General features: G+C 58.8%; 16 protein-coding genes and 1 tRNA gene. 3 read left to right on the forward strand and 14 right to left on the reverse strand.

Annotation, left to right across the window (positions count from 1 at the left end):
- Window positions 1-79: 79 nt before the first annotated feature.
- The 6 genes from AC1MEW_RS06070 to rpsU all read right to left on the reverse strand — a co-directional run bounded on the left by AC1MEW_RS06070 (window position 80) and on the right by rpsU (window position 9,255).
- A complete protein-coding gene (locus AC1MEW_RS06070) occupies window positions 80-541 on the reverse strand; it encodes an Lrp/AsnC family transcriptional regulator (RefSeq protein WP_480425693.1) in 462 nt (153 codons plus the stop codon).
- A gap of 158 nt (window positions 542-699) precedes the next feature.
- A tRNA-Ile gene (locus AC1MEW_RS06075) sits at window positions 700-776 on the reverse strand.
- Window positions 777-791: 15 nt separating this feature from the next.
- Window positions 792-4,538: a bifunctional diguanylate cyclase/phosphodiesterase gene (locus AC1MEW_RS06080; RefSeq protein ID WP_201198270.1), complete on the reverse strand. Its 3,747-nt coding sequence runs from the start codon at window positions 4,536-4,538 to the stop codon at window positions 792-794.
- Between the two features lie 122 nt (window positions 4,539-4,660).
- On the reverse strand, window positions 4,661-6,511 hold the full coding sequence (gene rpoD, locus AC1MEW_RS06085) for an RNA polymerase sigma factor RpoD (protein WP_201198269.1): 1,851 nt from the start codon (window positions 6,509-6,511) through the stop codon (window positions 4,661-4,663).
- A gap of 67 nt (window positions 6,512-6,578) precedes the next feature.
- On the reverse strand, window positions 6,579-8,558 hold the full coding sequence (dnaG, locus tag AC1MEW_RS06090) for a DNA primase (protein ID WP_201198268.1): 1,980 nt from the start codon (window positions 8,556-8,558) through the stop codon (window positions 6,579-6,581).
- Window positions 8,559-9,039: 481 nt separating this feature from the next.
- Window positions 9,040-9,255 (reverse strand): 30S ribosomal protein S21, encoded by a 216-nt coding sequence (rpsU, locus tag AC1MEW_RS06095; protein ID WP_002551877.1) that lies wholly within the window; start codon window positions 9,253-9,255, stop codon window positions 9,040-9,042.
- A gap of 199 nt (window positions 9,256-9,454) precedes the next feature.
- On the opposite strand from rpsU, the gene tsaD reads away from it, so the two are divergent.
- A complete protein-coding gene (gene tsaD / locus AC1MEW_RS06100) occupies window positions 9,455-10,480 on the forward strand; it encodes a tRNA (adenosine(37)-N6)-threonylcarbamoyltransferase complex transferase subunit TsaD (protein WP_201198267.1) in 1,026 nt (341 codons plus the stop codon).
- A gap of 23 nt (window positions 10,481-10,503) precedes the next feature.
- Here tsaD and plsY read toward each other — a convergent pair whose 3' ends face one another.
- A complete protein-coding gene (gene plsY, locus AC1MEW_RS06105) occupies window positions 10,504-11,073 on the reverse strand; it encodes a glycerol-3-phosphate 1-O-acyltransferase PlsY (protein ID WP_480425697.1) in 570 nt (189 codons plus the stop codon).
- A 74-nt stretch (window positions 11,074-11,147) separates the two neighbouring features.
- Here plsY and folB point away from each other — a divergent pair, with 74 nt between their 5' ends.
- On the forward strand, window positions 11,148-11,504 hold the full coding sequence (gene folB / locus AC1MEW_RS06110) for a dihydroneopterin aldolase (RefSeq protein WP_008051601.1): 357 nt from the start codon (window positions 11,148-11,150) through the stop codon (window positions 11,502-11,504).
- Window positions 11,495-12,013: a 2-amino-4-hydroxy-6-hydroxymethyldihydropteridine diphosphokinase gene (gene folK, locus AC1MEW_RS06115; protein WP_201198265.1), complete on the forward strand. Its 519-nt coding sequence runs from the start codon at window positions 11,495-11,497 to the stop codon at window positions 12,011-12,013. The genes folB and folK overlap by 10 nt, the downstream gene beginning before the upstream one ends.
- Window positions 12,014-12,051: 38 nt before the next feature.
- Here folK and AC1MEW_RS06120 read toward each other — a convergent pair whose 3' ends face one another.
- The 7 genes from AC1MEW_RS06120 to apaG all read right to left on the reverse strand — a co-directional run bounded on the left by AC1MEW_RS06120 (window position 12,052) and on the right by apaG (window position 20,221).
- Complete coding sequence (locus AC1MEW_RS06120) at window positions 12,052-13,281, reverse strand: multifunctional CCA addition/repair protein (protein ID WP_322269810.1); 1,230 nt, start codon at window positions 13,279-13,281, stop codon at window positions 12,052-12,054.
- Window positions 13,282-13,344: 63 nt separating this feature from the next.
- The gene (locus AC1MEW_RS06125) at window positions 13,345-14,907 is read right to left on the reverse strand and encodes a SpoVR family protein (protein WP_201198263.1); all 1,563 of its coding nucleotides are present in this window, start codon (window positions 14,905-14,907) and stop codon (window positions 13,345-13,347) included.
- Entirely contained in the window at window positions 14,904-16,175 is a 1,272-nt protein-coding gene (locus AC1MEW_RS06130) for a YeaH/YhbH family protein (RefSeq protein WP_480425701.1), read from the reverse strand. Before AC1MEW_RS06130 ends, AC1MEW_RS06125 begins: the two co-directional genes overlap by 4 nt.
- Window positions 16,176-16,377: 202 nt before the next feature.
- On the reverse strand, window positions 16,378-18,300 hold the full coding sequence (locus tag AC1MEW_RS06135; RefSeq protein ID WP_201198261.1) for a PrkA family serine protein kinase: 1,923 nt from the start codon (window positions 18,298-18,300) through the stop codon (window positions 16,378-16,380).
- A gap of 296 nt (window positions 18,301-18,596) precedes the next feature.
- Window positions 18,597-18,926, reverse strand: a complete 330-nt coding sequence (glpE, locus tag AC1MEW_RS06140; protein WP_323570272.1) for a thiosulfate sulfurtransferase GlpE — start codon at window positions 18,924-18,926, stop codon at window positions 18,597-18,599.
- Between the two features lie 33 nt (window positions 18,927-18,959).
- On the reverse strand, window positions 18,960-19,841 hold the full coding sequence (locus tag AC1MEW_RS06145; RefSeq protein WP_480425703.1) for a symmetrical bis(5'-nucleosyl)-tetraphosphatase: 882 nt from the start codon (window positions 19,839-19,841) through the stop codon (window positions 18,960-18,962).
- Complete coding sequence (gene apaG / locus AC1MEW_RS06150; protein WP_201189707.1) at window positions 19,841-20,221, reverse strand: Co2+/Mg2+ efflux protein ApaG; 381 nt, start codon at window positions 20,219-20,221, stop codon at window positions 19,841-19,843. The genes AC1MEW_RS06145 and apaG overlap by 1 nt, the downstream gene beginning before the upstream one ends.
- Between the last annotated feature and the right edge of the window lie 75 nt (window positions 20,222-20,296).

Here is a 20,296-nt window from a genome sequence, read left to right on the forward strand (position 1 = left end):
GCTGCACACTGCCCACGTAGGAGCGAGGCTTGCCCGCGAAGAGGCCCTAACCATCACCACAAAAAGACCGGCCCGAAACTCAAACCGGCTGCCCCCGATCAATCTTGCTACTCAAAATGATCGAAGTGGTCGTCTTCTCCACCCCATCCACACTGCCAATCTGATCCAGCAACTGATCCAGTTGCTCCGGCGAGTCAGTCCGCAACCATGCCACATAATCAAATTCGCCACTCACCGCACACAACTGCTGCACCTGCGCCATCGCACTGAGCCGGCGTACCACTTCCTTGCCAGAACGCGGCTGCACGGTAATCCCGACATACGCCTGCAACCCGCCATCCACCACGCGCTGCCCCAAGCGCACGCCGTAACCGGTAATCACTTTGGACTTTTCCAGTCGCGCCAACCGCGAAGTGACCGTAGTGCGGGCGATGCCCAATTGCCGGGCCAGCATCGCCACGCTTTCACGGGCGTTGATCTGCAAAGCAGCGATCAACTGGCGGTCGATTTCGTCGAGCACGGGCGGGCGGGTGTCAGGCAAGGGGCGTCTCCAGCGGTTTACATCGATGGGCAGCATGTTACAGACACATCCTACGCGGCGCTCGTGGTGGTTATTTGAGCTGATTGCGTATGCGTTGCCCAAGTAAGGGCTGAATGGCAGGCATGAAAAAAGCCGCGCGATTGCGCGGCTTTTTTGTTTGGTGGGCCCAGTAGGACTCGAACCTACGACCAAGGGATTATGAGTCCCCTGCTCTAACCAACTGAGCTATAGGCCCTCAGTAGGCCGCGGATTATAGCGACGGTTTCTCGGCTGTGCTATCCGAAAAATCCGATACGGTAATACAAAGAAACGTTGCAGCGAATTCTTCCGGTGGTAATGGCAGGCTGACGATGTAGCCCTGAATCTGTTCGCAGCCCTCCAGGGCGAGGAATTCTTGTTGTGCCTGGGTTTCGACGCCCTCGGCGATGATGGTGAATTGCATGCTGCGGCCGAGCGCGATGATGGCTCGCACAATCGCCGCATCGTGCGGATCGTCAGGCAGGCCGCGGACGAAGGACTGGTCGATCTTGAGGATATCCAGCGGCAAGCGCTTGAGGTAGCTCAGGGATGAATAGCCGGTGCCGAAGTCATCGATCGCCAATTGGACGCCCAGGCGTTTGAGTTGGTGCAACACGGACAACGCCTCTTCGGCCTGGCTCATGATGAAGTTTTCGGTAATTTCCAGTTGCAGAAAACCGGGTTTGAGGCGGTTGTCCTTGAGCAGTTGTTCGATGCGTCCGAGCAGGTTCGGCTGGCGCAGTTGCGCGCCGGCGAGGTTGACCGACAGCGGACCAGGGCTTTCGTAGAGTTGATTCCATTCGAACATCTGCCGGCATGCCGTTTCGAGGACCCAATCGCCGATCTGCAGGATCATGCCGTTTTCTTCGGCCAGAGGAATGAAGTGCTCCGGAGGCACGTCGCCAAAGGTCGGGTGACGCCAGCGAATCAGCGCTTCGGCGCCGACCAGTCGATGGTCGTCGAGGCTGATCTTCGGTTGGTAGTAGAGGTGCAGTTCATTGCGCTCGATGGCGCGGCGCAATTCGTGCTCCAGCGCAACCCGTTCGCTGGCCTGGGCGGTGAGGTCGCGGGTGTAGCTTTCGACCCGGTTGCGGCCCTTGGCCTTGGAGCGATACATCGCCGCGTCGGCGTTCTTCACCAGCGTGGCGACGTCGCAACCGTCCTTGGGGTACAGGCTTGTGCCGATGCTGGCGCTGATGAAGAACTCATGCTCGCCGGCCTGGAACGGCGCGGCGAAGCAGTTGAGCAGTTTGGTGGCGATGTGGTCGGCGTCGCTGGCTTGCTGCAGGCCGGGCAGCAGGATGATGAACTCATCACCGCCGAGGCGCGCCACGGTGTCGATGTCCCGTAGCTGTTCCTTGAGGCGAACGGCGATGCCTTTGAGCAGCAGGTCGCCGACCGGGTGACCGAGGCTGTCATTGATGTGCTTGAAGCGGTCCAGGTCGAGGAACAACACCGCGCCCTGTCCGCCGTTTTCCTGCTGGTTGTTGAGCGCCGTCAGCAATCGGCTTTCGAACAGCGTGCGGTTCGGCAGGCCGGTGAGCGGATCGTGGTGGGCCTGGTAATCGAGTTTGGCCTGGGCGTGCTTGAGGCTGGAGATGTCAGCGAACACCGCGACAAAGTGAGTGATGAACTTGTCGCGGTTGCGCACGGCGCTGATGGTCAGCCAGCTCGGGTAGAGCTCGCCATTCTTGCGTCGGTTGGAAATCTCGCCTTGCCAGTGTCCTTCATCGGTCAATTGATGCCACATCGCCGCATAGAACGCGCTGTCGTGCAGGCCCGAGGCGAGCAGGCGAGGGGTGTGGCCCAGTGCTTCGCTCTCGCTGTAGCCGGTGATTTCGGTAAACGCGCGGTTGACCGCACTGATGTGCTGTTGGGTGTCGGTGATCAGTACGCCTTCGGCAGTGCTTTCGAACACGGTGGCGGCCTGTTGCAGTTTTTCCTGCATCAGGTGCCGTTCGGTGATGTCCCGGGCGATGGTCAGCATGCAGTCTTCATCGCCAATCGGCAGCGGGCGGCTGGACACCTCGCAGAGGCGGATCTGCCCGTCGTTGCGGCGGATGTGGCAGGTGAAATCCCGGACGAAGCCATCCCGGTTCAGCAGGTCGAGCATCTGTTTGCGTTCGTTCAGATTGACCCAAATGCCCAGGTCCAGCGCCGAGCGATCCAACGACATCGCGCTGTTGAAGCCGGTAATACGGCTGAACCCTTCGTTGACCTCCAGCAGCAGGCCGTCGCTCTGCCGGGACAGCAGCAAGCCATCAGGGGAGGCATGGAAGGCTTTGGCGAACTTCTCTTCAGAAGTTTGCAGCTGTTGCTGGGTTTCCTTGAGCTGACTGATGTCCCGCACCACCACCACCAGCGCAGGCGTGGTATCGAGATCGAAGGGTTCGGCGGAAATCAGGCCGGTGAACACCTGCCCATTGTTGCGGCGAAAGGGCATCTCCAGGTTGCGGATGCTGCCGGCCTGCAACCGCTGTAACAGTCCCGGCCCCACGCCCGGAATGCCCCAGATGTTCAGCTCGGTGGCGGTTTGGCCGACGACGTCTACGGCTTTAAGGCCGATCTGTTCTTCGAACGCCTCATTGACCTCCAGCAGGCAACCATCGGAAAGCCGAGCGATCACTAGAATGTCCGGGCACTGCTCGAACACCGAGGCGAATTTCTGTTCCGAGAGGCGCAGCGCCTCTTCGGTGCGCTTGGCTTCGCTGATGTCGATCATCAGCCCGCGCAGCACCGGTTCGTGGCCGTGTTCGATCAGGCTGACAATGTCGCGCACCCACAGACAACGACCATCGGCAGTGATCACCCGGTAATCGACGCTGTGATCGCGACCAGCTAGCACTTCGTGATCGCAGAAGTTTTGCGCGCGGGTCAGGTCCGCGGGGTGGATGATGTTGCGCCAGAACCCGGGGATCAGCCAATGGGACAGGGGATAGCCGAGCAAGTCTTCAGCGTGGGGCGATACGTAGCTGTAGGTGAAGTCGCTGATCCGCGCTTCCCAGGCAATGGCCGACAGACTCTCCACCAGCCCGCGATAGTGGTATTCGCTGCTGCGCAGTTCCTGTTCCAGGTCGATCCGTCGGGCGATTTCCGAGCTCAGTCGACGATTGATCCGGATGACCACCGCCAGCACGATGATCAGTAACAGCAAACCTGGCAGGCCGTACACCAGCAGATCCGACCAGAAGGTCCGATGATCCAGCACGTTACCGACCCAATGCTCCTGGATGGCGCTGATTTCGCTCGGGCTCATGTCCGCCAGGACTTTATCGATAATGCCGACGAGCATTTTGTTCTTCGGCGGCACCGCCATTGCCAATTGATAGCGATAGGGTGTCTCGCCGCTGACATAGAGCCCTTCGAGCTTGAGCTGACGCAGGCTCCAGACACTGGAGGCCAGATCGCCGACCACGGCGTCCACTTCATCGGTCGCCAGCGCTTGCAACGCCGAACTGACGTTGGGCATCGGCACCAGGTTCAGGTCCGGATGGTGGGTACGCAGCAGCTCATGAGGCGCGTAGTTTTCCACCACGGCGATTTTCAGGCCATACAGGTCCTCGATTTTGCGCGGTTGGGCGCCGCCGACATGGGCGAGGATCACAATCGGGAAGTCCAGGTAAGGCCGGGTGAACGCCAGGTAAGTCTGGCGTTCGGGTGTCGACATAATTCCCGGCAGCAAGTCGAGATTGCCCTGTTTGACCTGTTCCAGGACCACCGTCCAACTGACTGGCTCGATGGGGGTGAGCTTGATGTCCAGGCGTTGGCGGATCACGTTGATGTAGTCCGCTGCCAGGCCCTGATAACGGTTCTGTTCATCACGGAACTCAAACGGTGGCCAAGACGCGTCTACGCCCAGACGCAAGTCCGGGTGAGCCGCCAGCCAGCTACGTTCTTCGTCGGTCAGAGTCAGCGCGCCAGCCGTTGCGGTCCAGGTCATCAGCGACAGCAAAAAAAGCACGGTCGGCAGTCTGGGCATAACGGTCTCGTTATGGCTCGGGGGAATGTTTCGAGTGTAGACGGGCAATTCGGCAGGGGGGCAGTGCGGGGGATTTAATCTGTATAAAGCAAAACCCCCGGCCTGGGCCGGGGGTTCTGTGATCACTCGTCGAGGAAGGAGCGCAAATGCTCGCTTCTCGTCGGGTGGCGCAGCTTGCGCAGCGCCTTGGCTTCGATCTGACGAATCCGTTCACGGGTCACGTCGAACTGCTTACCAACCTCCTCGAGGGTGTGGTCGGTATTCATGTCGATACCGAAGCGCATGCGCAGAACCTTGGCTTCACGGGCAGTGAGGCCGGAGAGAACTTCGCGAGTCGCTTCTTTAAGGCTCTCAACGGTAGCAACATCGATTGGCGACTGCATGGTCGAGTCTTCGATGAAGTCACCCAAATGGGAGTCTTCGTCATCACCGATCGGGGTTTCCATGGAGATCGGCTCTTTAGCGATCTTCAATACCTTGCGGATCTTGTCCTCAGGCATTTCCATGCGTTCGCCCAGCTCTTCCGGGGTCGGTTCACGACCCATTTCCTGCAACATCTGCCGGGAAATGCGGTTGAGCTTGTTGATCGTCTCGATCATGTGCACCGGAATACGGATGGTGCGGGCCTGGTCGGCGATCGAGCGAGTGATCGCCTGACGGATCCACCAGGTGGCATAAGTCGAGAATTTGTAGCCGCGGCGGTATTCAAACTTGTCTACCGCTTTCATCAAGCCAATGTTGCCTTCCTGGATCAGATCGAGGAATTGCAGGCCACGGTTGGTGTACTTCTTGGCGATGGAGATCACCAGACGCAAGTTCGCTTCAACCATCTCTTTCTTCGCGCGGCGGGCCTTGGCCTCACCGATCGACATGCGACGGTTGATGTCCTTGATCTCGGCAATCGTCAAACCGGTCTCGGTTTGCAGCGCGATCAGCTTTTGCTGGCAACGAAGGATGTCCGGTTGCAGGCGACCAATGGCTTCGGCGTATTTGCCTTTGCCTTTGGCCAGTGCGTCCGACCAGCTTTCGTCGACTTCGTTGCCCGGGAACTGGCGCAGGAAATCGGCACGCGGCATGCGCGCATCACGAACGCAGAGCTGCATGATCGCGCGCTCTTGCTGACGCAGACGATCCAGGGCACTGCGAACACGCTCGACCAGGCCTTCGAATTGCTTCGGAACCAGTTTGATCGGCATGAACAGCTCAGCCAGCAGCACCAGTTCGGCAATCGCCGCCTTGTTGCCACGACCGTGCTTCTTCAGCGCCTTGCGGGTGATTTCCATCTGATCGGAGACAGCGCCAAAACGCTGTGCTGCGATGACCGGATCCGGACCGCTTTCGGCTTCTTCTTCGTCGTCGGTGCTGGCTTCAGCTTCGTCGTCGTCGGTATCGTCATCCGCTTTCACGGCTTTCGGATCGACAGGCGGCGGCACTTCTGCAGCAGGCGGCGCAATGCCGTCGTCCGGGTCGATATAACCGCTCAGGACGTCGGACAGGCGGCCACCTTCGGTGGTGACGCGAGTGTATTCGGACAGAATGTGGTCAACCGTGCCAGGGAAGTGCGCAATTGCGCCCATCACTTCGCGGATGCCCTCTTCAATACGCTTGGCGATTTCAATTTCGCCTTCACGTGTGAGGAGCTCTACCGTACCCATTTCACGCATGTACATGCGCACTGGGTCGGTGGTGCGACCAATGTCGGTCTCGACCGCTGCCAACGCTGCTGCTGCCTCTTCGGCCGCGGCTTCGTCGGTATCGGCGTCGGCCAGCATAAGGGAATCCTTATCTGGCGCAACCTCGAATACGTTGATCCCCATGTCATTGATCATGCGGATGATGTCTTCCACCTGTTCCGGATCTGAAATATCCTCCGGCAGGTGGTCGTTGACCTCCGCGTAAGTCAGGTAACCCTGCTCACGACCAAGTGTGATCAACTCTTTGATACGAGACTGCTGTTGCGCTTTTCCGGACATAACACCCTATCCACTGAAGGTCTTGGCGGGCAAAAAACAAGCCGAGGATTATACCTGAGCTATGACCTCACGCGCCAGTTGAGGTCGGGTTTGATATAGCCACATTGCGTTTTAATAGGTCGCGCATCTGATTTGCGATCTGAATTGCTTCCTCTGGGGTCAATCCCGGCTGCCTTGCTTTTTTGATAAGTGCTTCCAAAGTATCTGTGTGTTGACCCGCTGATAACCTAGTAATGGTGTCTAAAAACTGTTGTTCAAGGTTATCGCCGTCAATTAGCCACTCCTTTTCCGCTAATGCTTTGAGCAGGCGCCCTTGATCGGTGCCATGCCAGCGGGCCATTAGCTGGATAGAGTTTAGCTTAGGATTTTTCTGCAAGGCCTCGATAAGGGCCACCAGCAACTGTGCATACGTGTTGCTTTCATTGGCGAAATGGTTGGCGGTTTCTACCTTGCCGGCCAGTTGCGGATGATGAATCAGCGTGCGCAATGCAATCAGTGTTGGGGCTTCGACGGCAATCGGGGTGCGCGGGGCACTTTGTTGGTCACGATCGCCGCCACGCTTGCCATTCTTGTCCCAGGGTTTCTTGTCCCACTTCTTGCCGCCGGCACCGGGTTTCTTCGGTGTCCATTCCTGCTGCGGAACGTACATCTCTTGTGCCTGCGGCTGATGGTAGTCGCTGTAATCCGGCATGGCGTCGTAATCGATGCCTGGATCGTAGGCTGGCGGCGCTTCCTGAGGGGCGCTGTGCACCAGCTGACTCATGGCTTCGCCAGTCAGGCCGGTGATTTCGGTCAGTCGCTGACGCATCAGGATGCGCAGGTTGGCGCCCGGGACTTTTTCGATCAGCGGTGCAGCGAGGGTGGCCATGTGGGCCTTGCCTTCGAGCGAGCGCGGGTCCGATTCCTCGGTCAGTTGCTGAAAGAAATAGTCGGCCAGCGGTTGGGCGTGTTGATTGATTCGTGCGCGGAAAGCGTCGGTGCCCTCGGAGCGGACCAGCGTATCCGGGTCTTCACCTTCAGGCAGAAACAGGAAGCGTGCCCGTCGCCCGTCCTGCAGGCACGGCAGCGCTGCTTCCAGTGCTCGCCAGGCGGCTTTGCGGCCAGCCTGGTCGCCGTCGAAACAGAACAGCACGTTGGGCACGACGCGAAACAGTCGCTTCAAGTGCTCTTCGCTGGTGGCGGTGCCCAGGGTCGCGACGGCATTGCGTAAGCCTTGCTGGGCGAGAGCGATGACGTCCATGTAGCCTTCGACAACGATGATTTCGTCGAGATTGCGGTTGTTCTTGCGCGCTTCATAGAGGCCGTAAAGCTCTTGGCCTTTATGGAATACCGGGGTTTCCGGTGAGTTCAGGTACTTCGGCTTGTCGTCACCCAGTACTCGGCCGCCGAACGCAATGATGCGTCCGCGACTGTCACGAATCGGGAACATCACGCGATCGCGGAAGCGGTCATAGCGTTTGCCGGTTTCGGCGTTCTCGATCAGCAGGCCGGCGTCGACCATGGCTTTCTGTTGCAGGGTGTCGCTGCTCAAGTGCTTGAACAGATTGTCCCAGCCGGGCGGGGCGAAGCCGAGGCCGAAGTCCCGGGCTATTTCTCCGGTCAGGCCGCGACCCTTCAAATAATCCACGGCGGCTTTGCGCGATGGATGGCTTTTCAGCGCTTGCCGGTAAAAGTCGGCGGCGGCGGTGAGCAGCGGGTACAGCGGCGAGTCAGTCGGCTGCCGCGGTTTGTGCGGCCGGCCGCTTTCTTCGCGGGGTATTTCCATGCCGGCGGCTTTGGCCAGTTCTTCGACAGCCTGGATGAAGTCCAGGTTGTCGTGGTCCATCATGAAGCCGAGGGCGTTACCGCCAGCGCCGCAGCCGAAGCAGTAATAGAACTGCTTGTCGGGGCTGACGCTGAAGGAGGGGGTTTTCTCTTTGTGGAACGGGCAGCAGGCGGTGTAGTTCTTGCCGGCCTTTTTCATTTGCAGGCGCGAGCTCACCACATCGACGATGTCGGTGCGGTTCAGAAGGTCGTCAATGAAGCTCTGGGGAATTAGCCCGGCCATGGCGGTCTCGTCATCTGCGCTGAAATGGACCCAAAACGAAGGGCTGGCGAACGCGGGTCATTACTTGAGGCGCGCAAGGTATGCGGCTCGACCAGTGTCGTCTGCGTAATCGCTGTCGGGAAGTGTATCTGCCGAAAATCCACTGACGTTAGTACCGATCAGTATTCGACTATATGAAAGTGTTGCGCTGAATCCGCTGCGGCCAGTCGATGGCCTCGGATAGCTCATAAGCGGGCACGCAAGCAGGTGCCTTGGGCTGATCGTCGTAAGAGGAATCAGTGGGTGTGCTCGTCAGTAGCCTTGAAAGGCTCGTCAGAAAAGACGTGCACCGCTGGCAAAAGAGCCAGGTCTGACGCTGTGAAGCAGGTTTGTCTCGGTCGCGTCTGCGGCTTTGACGGTGAAGCATCAAGCGATTCCCGCAAATGCCATTAGCCCGGCTGAGGGCCGGGCTTGGCAGAAGCTTGCTACGAACGTCTGTGTATTAGTACAGACGAACGGCGCGGCGCTGTTCGCGCTGTACTTTCTTGGCGTGACGCTTAACAGCGGCTGCTGCTTTACGCTTACGCTCAGAAGTTGGCTTCTCGTAGAATTCGCGGCTACGAACTTCAGCCAGTACACCGGCTTTTTCGCAGGAGCGCTTGAAACGACGCAGAGCTACGTCGAAGGGTTCGTTCTCTTTTACTTTGACGGCTGGCATCCAGAGCTACCTTCATTCATTACCGGGGTCAACATCCTCGCGGCAAAAGAGCACTTGAAGACGTCGGTTTTTAAGGGTTGCGGATGTTAACTCCTCATCGACCGGAATGCAAAGCCTCTGATCGAAAACCGCTAGTCGGGGCATCCCATGGCGACTATTATGCGCGCCTTCGAATTCAGCCTAAACAAGGCGCAAACCCATGCTAGTACTGGGATTAGAAACCTCCTGCGACGAAACTGGTGTCGCATTATATGACAGTGAACGCGGCCTGCTGGCCGACGCGCTGTTTAGCCAGATCGACCTGCATCGCGCCTATGGCGGTGTGGTGCCGGAGCTGGCCTCGCGTGATCACGTCAAACGCATGCTGCCCTTGATCCGTCAGGTCTTGGCCGAAGCCGACTGCGTGCCGACCGAGATCGATGCGATCGCTTATACCGCGGGTCCTGGCCTGGTCGGTGCGCTGTTGGTGGGGGCTTCCTGCGCCCAGGCGCTGGCCTTTGCCTGGGGGATTCCGGCCTTGGGCGTGCACCACATGGAAGGCCATTTGCTGGCGCCGATGCTGGAGCCGCAACCGCCCGAATTCCCGTTCGTCGCTTTGTTGGTGTCGGGTGGTCATACGCAGCTGGTTCAGGTCGACGGAATCGGCCAATACACGTTGTTGGGCGAGACCCTCGACGATGCCGCCGGTGAAGCGTTCGACAAGACCGCGAAGATGATGGGTCTCAATTATCCGGGTGGCCCGGAAATCGCCCGTCTGGCGGAACAGGGGGTTGCAGGACGTTTCACTTTCCCGCGTCCGATGTGTGATCGCCCGGGCCTGGCATTCAGCTTCAGCGGCTTGAAAACCTCAGCCCTTAACACCTGGCAGCAATGCGTCAGCGCCGGGGACGACGGCGAGCAAGCCCGTTGCGACATCTCGCTGGCGTTCCAGCAAGCCGTGGTGGAGACTTTGACCATCAAGTGCAAGCGGGCCCTGAAAGCGGCGGGCATGAAGCGTCTGGTGATCGCTGGGGGCGTCAGTGCCAACAAGGCACTGCGTACTTCACTGGAAAAAATGCTCGGCGACATGAAGGGCGACGTGTTTTACGCCCGTCCCGAGTTTTGCACCGATAACGGCGCGATGATTGCGTTTGCCGGCTGCCAGCGTTTGCAGGCTGGTCAGCACGAAAGCCTGGCGATCAGCGTGCAGGCGCGCTGGCCGATGGAGCAATTGTCGGCGTTGTGATGAGCGGGGTTCACGTCCGGTATTTAAAAATGCCGTTCGCGCCCGGCAAACAGGTCGCGTAGATTGCCGCGATGGCGCCAGACGATCAGGCCGGTGAGTGCGCTCATGGGCAGCAGTGCCGCCGGCTCTTGCCAGGCGAGCAATGGCAGGGTCAGCGGTGTGGCGATCAGTGCCGCCAGTGAGCTGGTGCGGGTCAGGTAGAACGTCAGCAGCCAGGCACAGACTGCCAGCAGGGCTGCGGGCGGGTAGAGGCCCAGCAACATGCCGGCCGCGGTGGCGACACCCTTGCCGCCGCGAAAGCGGAAGTACAGCGGGAACAGGTGGCCGATGACGGCACAAACACCGATCCAGGCTTGATCTTGCAGCGAAAGGCCGACAACGCCGGCGATCAGCACAGGCAGCAAGCCTTTGCACAGGTCACCGAGTAACGTTAGAACGGCGAGTTTCTTGCCGGCCAGGCGCAACATGTTGGTGGCTCCGGCATTGCCCGAGCCACCCATTCGCGGATCGGTGTTACCGGTCAGGCGGCTGAGCAAAATGGCGAAGGACAGAGAGCCGAGCAGGTAGGCGAAGGTCGCCAATAACCAAAACATGCTAACTATTCCGGGCGAGGACGCCCTGATTCTAACGGCGCATTGCGCCCTTGTCGTGCAGCGGAGAGAAGTGCTTGGACAGAGTGTTTATCGAGGGCCTGGAAGTCGACACTGTCATTGGTGCCTACGACTGGGAGCGCGGCATCCGACAATGCCTGCGACTTGATCTGAGCTTCGCCTGGGACAACCGCCCGGCAGCGGCCGGTGACGACCTGACCCTGGCGCTCGACTACGCGAGTGTCTCGTCGCGAATTCAGGCGTTTGCCGAGCAGGCACAGTTCCAATTGGTCGAGACTTTCGCCGAGCGTCTGGTTGAAGTGCTGATGAGCGAATTCAAGATCACCTGGATGCGCCTCAAACTGACCAAGCCGGGCGCTGTGCCGGCGGCCACTGGTGGTGTGGGCGTGGAGATCGAGCGCGGATGTCGCTGACTCAGGTGTACCTCGGGCTCGGTAGCAATATCGAGCGCGAAACCCATTTGCAGGCTGGCCTGGAAGCCCTTTCAGGTTTTCTGGTGGATATCCGCTGTTCGGCGGTCTTCGAAAGCCAACCGGTGGGGATCAAGAGCGGGCCGTTCTTCAACTTCGTGGTGTCGGCGTACACCGACCTGCCGTTGATGGAGCTGGATCGCCGACTGAAATTCATCGAGGCGGACAACGGTCGCTACGCGCCGGATCGCAAGGGTTTGCCGCTGGATATCGACGTGTTGTTGTTCGGCGATCTGGTGGGTAACTTCGATGGCTTGATCTTGCCTCGGGCAGAAATTCTGAAAAATGCCTTCGTGCTGTGGCCGTTGTCGCTGATAGCGCCGGACAGAGTGCATCCGGGTGTAGGCAAAAGCTTTGCGGCATTGTGGGGCGAAGCGCAGATTGATCAGGTGTTGGCGCCGGTGGCGTTTGAGTGGCGCGGCGAGCCGTTGACCCCTTCGGATTTGTTGTAAGTCGGAGGACGCCATCGCGAGCAAGCTCGCGATGCTGTTCAGGTAGACGCCGCTTCCTTGTAGGTTTTCAACGCCTTGAGCCGCTCACGCTTGATAGCCTCACCCAACTCCGGCCCCTTGAATCCCTTCTCCAGCAACGGCTGCACCGCGACACCCCGTGCCGCTGAAGCCGCCCCGCGCAAATAATCCGCCTGTGGATAACTTCTCTGCTCCAGGCCTTTGCGCCCGCGGGCGTCCATCTCGCACGCTGCAATAAACTCCTCAAATCGTTGCGGACGACGGTACACGTCAAAACTCTGCAGCAGCTCCAGCAAAGTCGACGGCTTGAGCTCCAAAGCTCGATGCCCGTGGGTGTGATACTGACCCACCAACAACGCCAATTCCTGACAGTCCCTTGGTGCCTTAAACCGCTCGTTGACCGCTTTGATCAACTTCAGGCCCGTGTGCTCGTGGGCAATATGCCGCGGCCAATCTGCCTCGGGCGTCAGTCCTTTGCCCAAATCATGCAGCAGGCAAGCCCAGCGTACTGTCAGTGGCTGTTTGTGCAGCGCCGATTGCTCCAGCACGCTCAAGGTGTGCACGCCTGTATCGATTTCCGGGTGATGGGCTTCCGGTTGCGGTACGCCGAACAGCGCGTCGACTTCCGGCATCAGCACCTTCAGTGCATCGCACGCGCGCAGCACTTCGATAAATACCTGAGGCTGATCTTCCATCAAGGCGCGGGAGATTTCTTTCCAGCTGCGTTCTGCGGTCAGCGCTTCAAGCTCACCTGAATCGCTGAGCTCGCGCATCAGTTCAAGCGTCTGCGGTGCGACGCTGAAACCCATTGCAGCATAGCGAGCCGCGAAGCGGGCAACGCGCAGGACTCGGAGCGGATCTTCGGCAAACGCGGGGGAAACGTGGCGAAGAAGACGGGCTTCAAGATCCCGTTGGCCATCGTAAGGATCGGTCAGGTTTTGCTGATCATCTTCGGCCATGGCGTTGATTGTCAGGTCGCGACGAATCAGGTCTTCTTCGAGGGTGACTTCGGGGCTGGCGTGGAAGGTGAAACCACCATAGCCGCGCCCGCTTTTGCGTTCGGTCCGGGCGAGGGCGTATTCCTCACCGGTTTTTGGGTGAAGGAACACCGGGAAGTCCGCGCCTACCGGGCGAAAGCCCTTGGCGAGCATTTCTTCGGTGGTGGCACCTACCACGACCCAGTCGATATCGGTGACAGGCTTGCCGAGCAGGCGATCGCGAACTGCACCGCCGACTTTATAAATCTGCATAAAAAACCTCCGTTAGCTCGACAGAATAACCGTTGCGTCGAACTCGCGGAGGCACAAACCGTATCAAAGATGAATGACAGCCAGGTCGAGCCGGCCGTATTCCCCCTCGCTGTGCTCGCCTTTGGGTGGAACATGAAGGACTTTCATCACTTGGTCGCCTTGCAGGGTTTCCAGGTGGATATCGAAGCCCCAGAGCCGATGCAGGTGCCTGAGCACTTCGTCGGTGGACTCGCCCAGCGGTTTGCGGTCATGTTGCTGGTGGCGCAGGGTCAGGGAGCGATCGCCGCGCCGGTCGATGCTGTAGATCTGGATATTGGGCTCGCGATTGCCAAGGTTGTATTGGGCCGCCAGGGTTTCTCGAATGGTCCGGTAGCCGGGCTCATCGTGAATGGCGGGGACCAGCAGATCGTCCTTCTGGTCGTCATCGAGAATGCTGAACAGCTTCAGATCACGTATCACCTGGGGTGACAGGTACTGCAGGATGAAACTCTCATCCTTGAAGCTGCTCATGGCGAACTTGATGCTCGACAGCCAATCGGTGCCGGCGATGTCCGGGAACCAGCGATAGTCTTCTTCGGTCGGGTGTTCACACATGCGCCGGATGTCCCGGTACATGGCAAAACCCAGCGCATAGGGGTTGATGCCGCTGTAATAGGGGCTGTCAAAACCGGGTTGCATCACCACGCTGGTATGGGACGTCAGGAACTCCATCATGAAGCCGTCGGTGACCAGGCCTTCGTCGTAAAGGTCGTTCATCAAGGTGTAGTGCCAGAAAGTCGCCCAGCCTTCGTTCATCACCTGGGTCTGGCGCTGTGGATAAAAATACTGGGCGATCTTGCGCACGATCCGCACGATTTCCCGTTGCCAGGGCTCCAGCAGCGGCGCGTGCTTTTCGATGAAGTACAGGATGTTTTCCTGGGGTTCGGCGGGGAAGCGTGCGTTGTCCTTGTCGCTGTACTTGTCGGCACCTTTTGGAATGGTGCGCCACAAGTCGTTGATCTGTTTCTGCAGATGCTCTTCACGATCCTTCTGGCGACGCCGTTCTTCTTCGGCAGAAATCGGATACGGACGTTTGTAACGGTCAACGCCGTAGTTCATCAAGGCGTGGCAGGAATCGAGCAGGTCTTCCACCGCGTCGATGCCATGGCGCTCCTCGCATTGCATGATGTACTGCTTGGCGAACACTAGGTAATCGATGATCGAACTGGCGTCAGTCCAGGTGCGGAACAGGTAATTACCCTTGAAGAAACTGTTATGGCCGTAGCAGGCGTGAGCCACCACCAGCGCCTGCATGCAGATGGTGTTTTCTTCCATCAGATAGGCAATGCACGGGTCGGAGTTGATCACGATCTCGTAGGCCAGCCCCATCTGGCCGCGGCTGTAGGATTTCTCGGTGCTGAGGAAGTGTTTGCCGTAGGACCAATGGTGATAACCCAGCGGCATGCCGACGGAGGCGTAGGCGTCCATCATCTGCTCGGCGGTGATCACTTCGATCTGGTTAGGGTAGGTATCCAGGGCATAGCGAGCCGCCAGACGACTGATTTCTTTGTCGTACGCCTGGATCAGCTCGAACGTCCATTCGGAGCCGGTGGAAATGGGGTGGCGCTTCTGCTCTTTGGCGGTCATGTCACTAACCTGCGCTGGAAGAGTTCACGGAAGACCGGATAGATATCCCCGGCCGAGACCAGTTGCTGTTGGGCAAACGTGTCAGAGAAGGCTTCGGCGATGCGTTCGTACTCGAACCACAGGGCCTGGTGTTCGCGAGGGGTTATCTCAACATAAGTGTAGTACTGCACAAACGGCATGATCTGATTGATCAGGATGTCGCGGCAGATCGGTGAGTCATCGTTCCAGTTGTCGCCGTCGGAAGCCTGGGCGGCATAGATGTTCCACTCGTTGCTCGGATAACGCTCGGCCATGATCTCCTGCATCAATTTCAGGGCGCTGGAGACGATCGTGCCGCCGGTTTCCCGGGAATAGAAAAACTCTTCTTCGTCCACTTCCCGCGCACTGGTGTGGTGGCGGATGAACACGACGTCGATCTTGTCGTAGTTACGCTTGAGAAACAGGTACAGCAGGATGAAGAAGCGCTTGGCGATGTCCTTGGTCGCTTGGGTCATCGAGCCGGAGACGTCCATCAGGCAGAACATCACCGCTTTAGAGCTGGGGTTCGGCTGCTTGATGAGCAAGTTGTACTTGAGGTCGAACGTATCGAGGAACGGCACCCGGTGAATGCGCGCGCTGAGTTTCTCGATTTCGGCTTCGATTTCCTGGATGTCGCCAAAGTTGTCCGGTTCTTCCCGTTTGAGTCGCAGCAACTCCTCTTTGGCTTCGCGCAATTTTGCCCGGCTGCTGCCGGACAGGGCGATACGCCGGGCATGGGCCGAGCGCAGGGTGCGGACAATGTTTATCCGCGACGGATTGCCCTCGTTGCTGATGCCCGCACGAACGGTTTTGAAGGTGTCGGTCCCGGTCAGGTTGCGCTTGACCAGGTTCGGCAGCTCGAGGTCCTCGAACATGAATTCGAGGAACTCCTCCTGGGTGATCTGGAAGACGAACTCATCCATCCCTTCACCCGAATTGCCGGCCTTGCCGGGGCCTCTGCCACCGCTACCTCCAGGTGGTCGGGCAATGTGCTCGCCGCTGGTGAATTCCTTGTTGCCGGGGTGTACGACGGTCTGCTTGCCACCGCGACCATGGTGAAGCACCGGTTCGTCGATGTCGCGACCGGGAATGCTGATCTGTTCGCCATGTTCCATATCGGTAATGGAACGCCGGCTGACCGCCTCTTCGACGGCCTTTTTGATGTGATCACGGTAACGCCGCAGGAACCGCTGGCGGTTCACCGTGCTCTTGTTCTTGCCATTGAGACGTCGGTCGATCACATAGCTCATGACTGCTCCTTAGAAGCTGTCCTGAAAGGGGCGAGCGGTTATGCAGCATCGGACCGGTGCCAAGGGATGTTCACGCTCCCCCAAGCGCTTTGGATGCTGCCTGAACCTCGCTAGCGACTTTCGAACACCTTCAGAGGTCTGTGTAACAGAAAATGCGCACACAGGCCTCTGGCTGACGACAACCGGTCTTACCGGCAGCGGGTTACTGTGATTTTCTGACCCGCAGGTACCACTCGGACAGCAGTCGTACCTGTTTGTCGGTGTAGCCGCGCTCGACCATCCTTGTGACGAAGTCGTTGTGCTTCTGCTGGTCCTCTTTGCTGGCCTTGGCATTGAAGCTGATGACCGGCAGCAGGTCCTCGGTGTTGGAGAACATTTTCTTCTCGATGACCACTCGCAGTTTTTCGTAGCTGAGCCAGGTCGGGTTCTTGCCGTTGTTGTTGGCCCGGGCGCGCAGTACGAAGTTGACGATTTCGTTGCGGAAATCCTTCGGATTGCTGATGCCGGCCGGTTTTTCGATTTTTTCCAGTTCTTCGTTGAGCGCTACGCGATTGAGGATCTCGCCGGTTTCCGGGTCGCGGTATTCCTGGTCCTGGATCCAGAAGTCGGCGTACAGCACGTAACGATCGAAGATGTTCTGCCCGTACTCGCTGTAAGACTCGAGGTAGGCGGTCTGGATCTCCTTGCCGATGAACTCGATGTAGCGCGGTGCCAGGTATTCTTTCAGGAACCGCAGGTAACGCTCGCGGGTTTCGGCCTGGAATTGTTCCTGTTCGATCTGTTGTTCCAGCACGTAGAGCAGGTGCACCGGGTTGGCGGCGATTTCGTGCGGATCGAAGTTGAAGACTTTCGACAGGATCTTGAACGCGAACCGGGTCGACAGGCCGTTCATGCCTTCATCGACACCCGCATTGTCGCGGTATTCCTGGATCGACTTGGCTTTCGGGTCGGTGTCCTTGAGGTTCTCGCCGTCATACACGCGCATCTTGGAGTAGATGTTCGAGTTTTCCGGCTCTTTGAGGCGCGAGAGCACGGTGAACTGGGCGAGCATTTTCAGGGTGTCGGGCGCGCAATGGGCCTTGGCCAGCGAACTGTTGAACAGCAGTTTGTCGTAGATCTTCACTTCGTCGCTGACCCGTAGGCAGTACGGGACTTTGACGATGTAGATCCGGTCGATGAACGCTTCGTTGTTCTTGTTGTTGCGGAAGGTGTGCCACTCCGATTCGTTGGAGTGAGCCAGCAGGATCCCGGTGAACGGAATCGCGCCCAGGCCTTCGGTACTGTTGTAGTTGCCTTCCTGGGTCGCCGTCAGCAATGGGTGCAGCACCTTGATCGGCGCCTTGAACATTTCGACGAATTCCATCAGGCCCTGGTTGGCCCGGCACAGCGCGCCCGAGTAGCTGTAAGCGTCGGCGTCGTTCTGTGGGAATTCTTCCAGTTTGCGGATATCGACCTTGCCCACCAGCGCCGAGATGTCCTGGTTGTTTTCATCACCCGGTTCGGTTTTGGCCACGGCGATCTGGTTGAGGATCGACGGATAGAGTTTCACCACGCGGAACTGGCTGATGTCGCCGCCAAATTCGGCCAGGCGCTTGGTGGCCCATGGCGACATGATGGTATTGAGGTAGCGGCGCGGGATGCCGAAGTCTTCCTCGAGGATCGCGCCATCTTCAGTGGCGTTGAACAGACCCAGGGGCGACTCGAATACCGGTGAGCCCTTGATGGCGTAGAAGGGCACTTTCTCGATCAGCTGTTTGAGCTTCTCGGCGAGGGACGATTTACCGCCACCGACGGGGCCGAGCAGGTAGAGGATCTGTTTCTTCTCCTCGAGGCCCTGAGCGGCATGGCGGAAATACGACACGATCTGGTCAATGCATTCTTCCATCCCGTGGAAGTCTTCAAAGGCCGGATAGCGGCGAATCACCTTGTTGGAAAAGATTCGCGACAGTCTCGAGTTAGCCGAGGTGTCGAGCAGCTCCGGTTCACCGATGGCCAGCAGCAGACGCTCGGCGGCGGAGGCGTAGGCGCTGCGGTCCTTTTTGCACAGCTCAAGATACTCTTGCAGCGAGAGTTCTTCCTGGCGTGTGGACTCGAAGCGTTGTTGGAAGTGGCTAAAGATACTCATGACGTCACCTCGCTCGATACGTGGAGCCGACGCCGGATCACTCAGTCGCTGCTGGCAGCAACCGAACAGGCAGTTGCTGTTTACCCCCCAGAACTCTTTCGCAGCTGACTGCCCCGAAAGCTACTCCCGATGACCCGCGCGCCGGTGTACCGGCTCTCCCCTGTTTTGGATGGCCTGCGCTTAAGGATAGTTGGGAATTCGGGAGGTAAAGGCGAGATACGTAATTAGTTGTGGCAGACCGTTCGTCTGCCACTGCGCGAGCCCACGGGGGCCGGGGCTTGCGCGTTACAAAAAAATTATTCGGCGGTGCCTTGTGCGGTTTCCGCTGGATAAGTCGTGCGCCACAACTCGAAACCGCCATCCATGCTGTAGACGTCGGAGAAGCCTTGGCTAATCAGGTACGCCGCTGCGCTCTGGCTGGAATTGCCGTGATAGCAGACCACCACGGTCGGTGCATCAAGGTCGGCGGCGCGGATGAAATCCGAGATGGAAACGTTGTCCAGATGCTTCGAACCACTGATATGCAGCGCGGCAAACGTTGCCGGATCGCGGACATCGACCACCACTGCGCCTTGTTCGCGCAGGGCCTGGGCCTGTTCTGGGGGGATACGTTTGAATTCGCTCATGGCGGGCTCCTGTGGCTCGGCTGAAAGCGCAGTCTAGCGCTGGGCGCTGGCTGACGTTTGTTCGGGAATAGGGGAGGCGACTGGCGGTTTGGTGTGGCCCTGCTCGTCGCATTTGCAGCTCAGGCGCTCCAGGGTATCGACGTTCATCAGGGTCATGGCGCCGCCCCAGACGCAACCGGTGTCGAGGGCAAAGATGCCGGGTTCATCGCACTTGCCTTCAAGGGCGGCCCAATGACCAAAGATGATCTTCAGGCCTTTGGTCTTGCGCTCCTTGTACTTGAACCACGGCGCGTAACCTGGCGGCGCGGTGTCGGCGCCTTCCTTGCCCTTGAGGTCGAGCTTGCCTTCGCTGGTGCAGAAGCGCATGCGGGTGAAATAGTTGGTGATGACTCGCAGGCGATCAACGCCGGTGAGGTCACTGTTCCACTTGGTTGGCTCGTTGCCGTACATGCCATCCAGATAGGGAGCGAAGAGGTTGTCGTCACGCAGGGCGGATTCGACTTCGGCAGCGCACTTCAGGGCTTTGCGCAGCGACCATTGTGGTGGTATGCCGGCATGGACCAGGGCGATGTCGCGCTGCTCGTCGTAGTGCATGAGTTTTTGCTGGCGCAGCCACTCGAGCAGTTCCGCCCGGTCAGGTGCTTCAAGGATCTCGCGCAGGGTGTCATTTTTCTTCAGACGTTCGATGTTATGCCCGGCGGCCAGCAAGTGCAGATCATGGTTGCCGAGTACGCACACCAAGGAATCGCGGATGCTATAGAGGAAACGCAAGGTTTCCAGTGACTGCGGGCCACGGTTGACCAGGTCACCCACCAGCCACAGACGGTCCTTGGCAGGGTCGAAGGCTACTTGCTTGAGCAGGCATTGCAGCGGTTCGAGGCAGCCTTGCAGGTCACCGACGGCGTACGTTGCCATCAGTGCAGGGCTCCGGGCACCGCGAGGCGGAACGGCGCGATCACGGCATCGAAGTGCTTACCGTCGTCGGCGAGCATCTGGTAGGTGCCTTGCATGGTGCCGACCTTGGAGGTCATGACGGTGCCGCTGCTGTAAGTGTGGCTGTTGCCCGGACCGATCAACGGCTGCTGGCCTACAACGCCTGCACCGCGAACTTCTTCGACATGCCCGTCGCCATCGGTAATGACCCAGTGCCGCGACAGCAGCTTGGCCGCGAGCTCGCCATTGTTCTGCACAGTGATGGTGTAGGCGAAGGCAAAGCGTTCGTGCTCGGGTTGCGATTGTTCTGCCAGATAGCGAGTGACGACGCTGACGTTGACCTGATAACGAGGATCGGACATGCAAGAGGCCTTAAAAACGAAGCGGGACGCGGGGCGTAGCTGATGGGATTCAGTCTAGGCCAAGTACCGGGTAGT

It is taken from the genome of Pseudomonas sp. ASL4 (genome assembly GCF_056680395.1).

Coding starts and splice junctions, on each gene's coding strand:
- plsY (WP_480425697.1), bottom strand. CDS start 11,073: ATGTTTTGGTTATTGGCGACCTTCGCCTACCTGCTCGGCTCTCTGTCC.
- AC1MEW_RS06120 (WP_322269810.1), bottom strand. CDS start 13,281: ATGCAGATTTATAAAGTCGGCGGTGCAGTTCGCGATCGCCTGCTCGGC.
- tsaD (WP_201198267.1), top strand. CDS start 9,455: ATGCTAGTACTGGGATTAGAAACCTCCTGCGACGAAACTGGTGTCGCA.
- AC1MEW_RS06125 (WP_201198263.1), bottom strand. CDS start 14,907: ATGACCGCCAAAGAGCAGAAGCGCCACCCCATTTCCACCGGCTCCGAA.
- rpsU (WP_002551877.1), bottom strand. CDS start 9,255: ATGCCAGCCGTCAAAGTAAAAGAGAACGAACCCTTCGACGTAGCTCTG.
- apaG (WP_201189707.1), bottom strand. CDS start 20,221: ATGTCCGATCCTCGTTATCAGGTCAACGTCAGCGTCGTCACTCGCTAT.
- rpoD (WP_201198269.1), bottom strand. CDS start 6,511: ATGTCCGGAAAAGCGCAACAGCAGTCTCGTATCAAAGAGTTGATCACA.
- AC1MEW_RS06130 (WP_480425701.1), bottom strand. CDS start 16,175: ATGAGCTATGTGATCGACCGACGTCTCAATGGCAAGAACAAGAGCACG.
- AC1MEW_RS06080 (WP_201198270.1), bottom strand. CDS start 4,538: ATGCCCAGACTGCCGACCGTGCTTTTTTTGCTGTCGCTGATGACCTGG.
- glpE (WP_323570272.1), bottom strand. CDS start 18,926: ATGAGCGAATTCAAACGTATCCCCCCAGAACAGGCCCAGGCCCTGCGC.
- dnaG (WP_201198268.1), bottom strand. CDS start 8,558: ATGGCCGGGCTAATTCCCCAGAGCTTCATTGACGACCTTCTGAACCGC.
- AC1MEW_RS06135 (WP_201198261.1), bottom strand. CDS start 18,300: ATGAGTATCTTTAGCCACTTCCAACAACGCTTCGAGTCCACACGCCAG.
- folK (WP_201198265.1), top strand. CDS start 11,495: ATGTCGCTGACTCAGGTGTACCTCGGGCTCGGTAGCAATATCGAGCGC.
- AC1MEW_RS06145 (WP_480425703.1), bottom strand. CDS start 19,841: ATGGCAACGTACGCCGTCGGTGACCTGCAAGGCTGCCTCGAACCGCTG.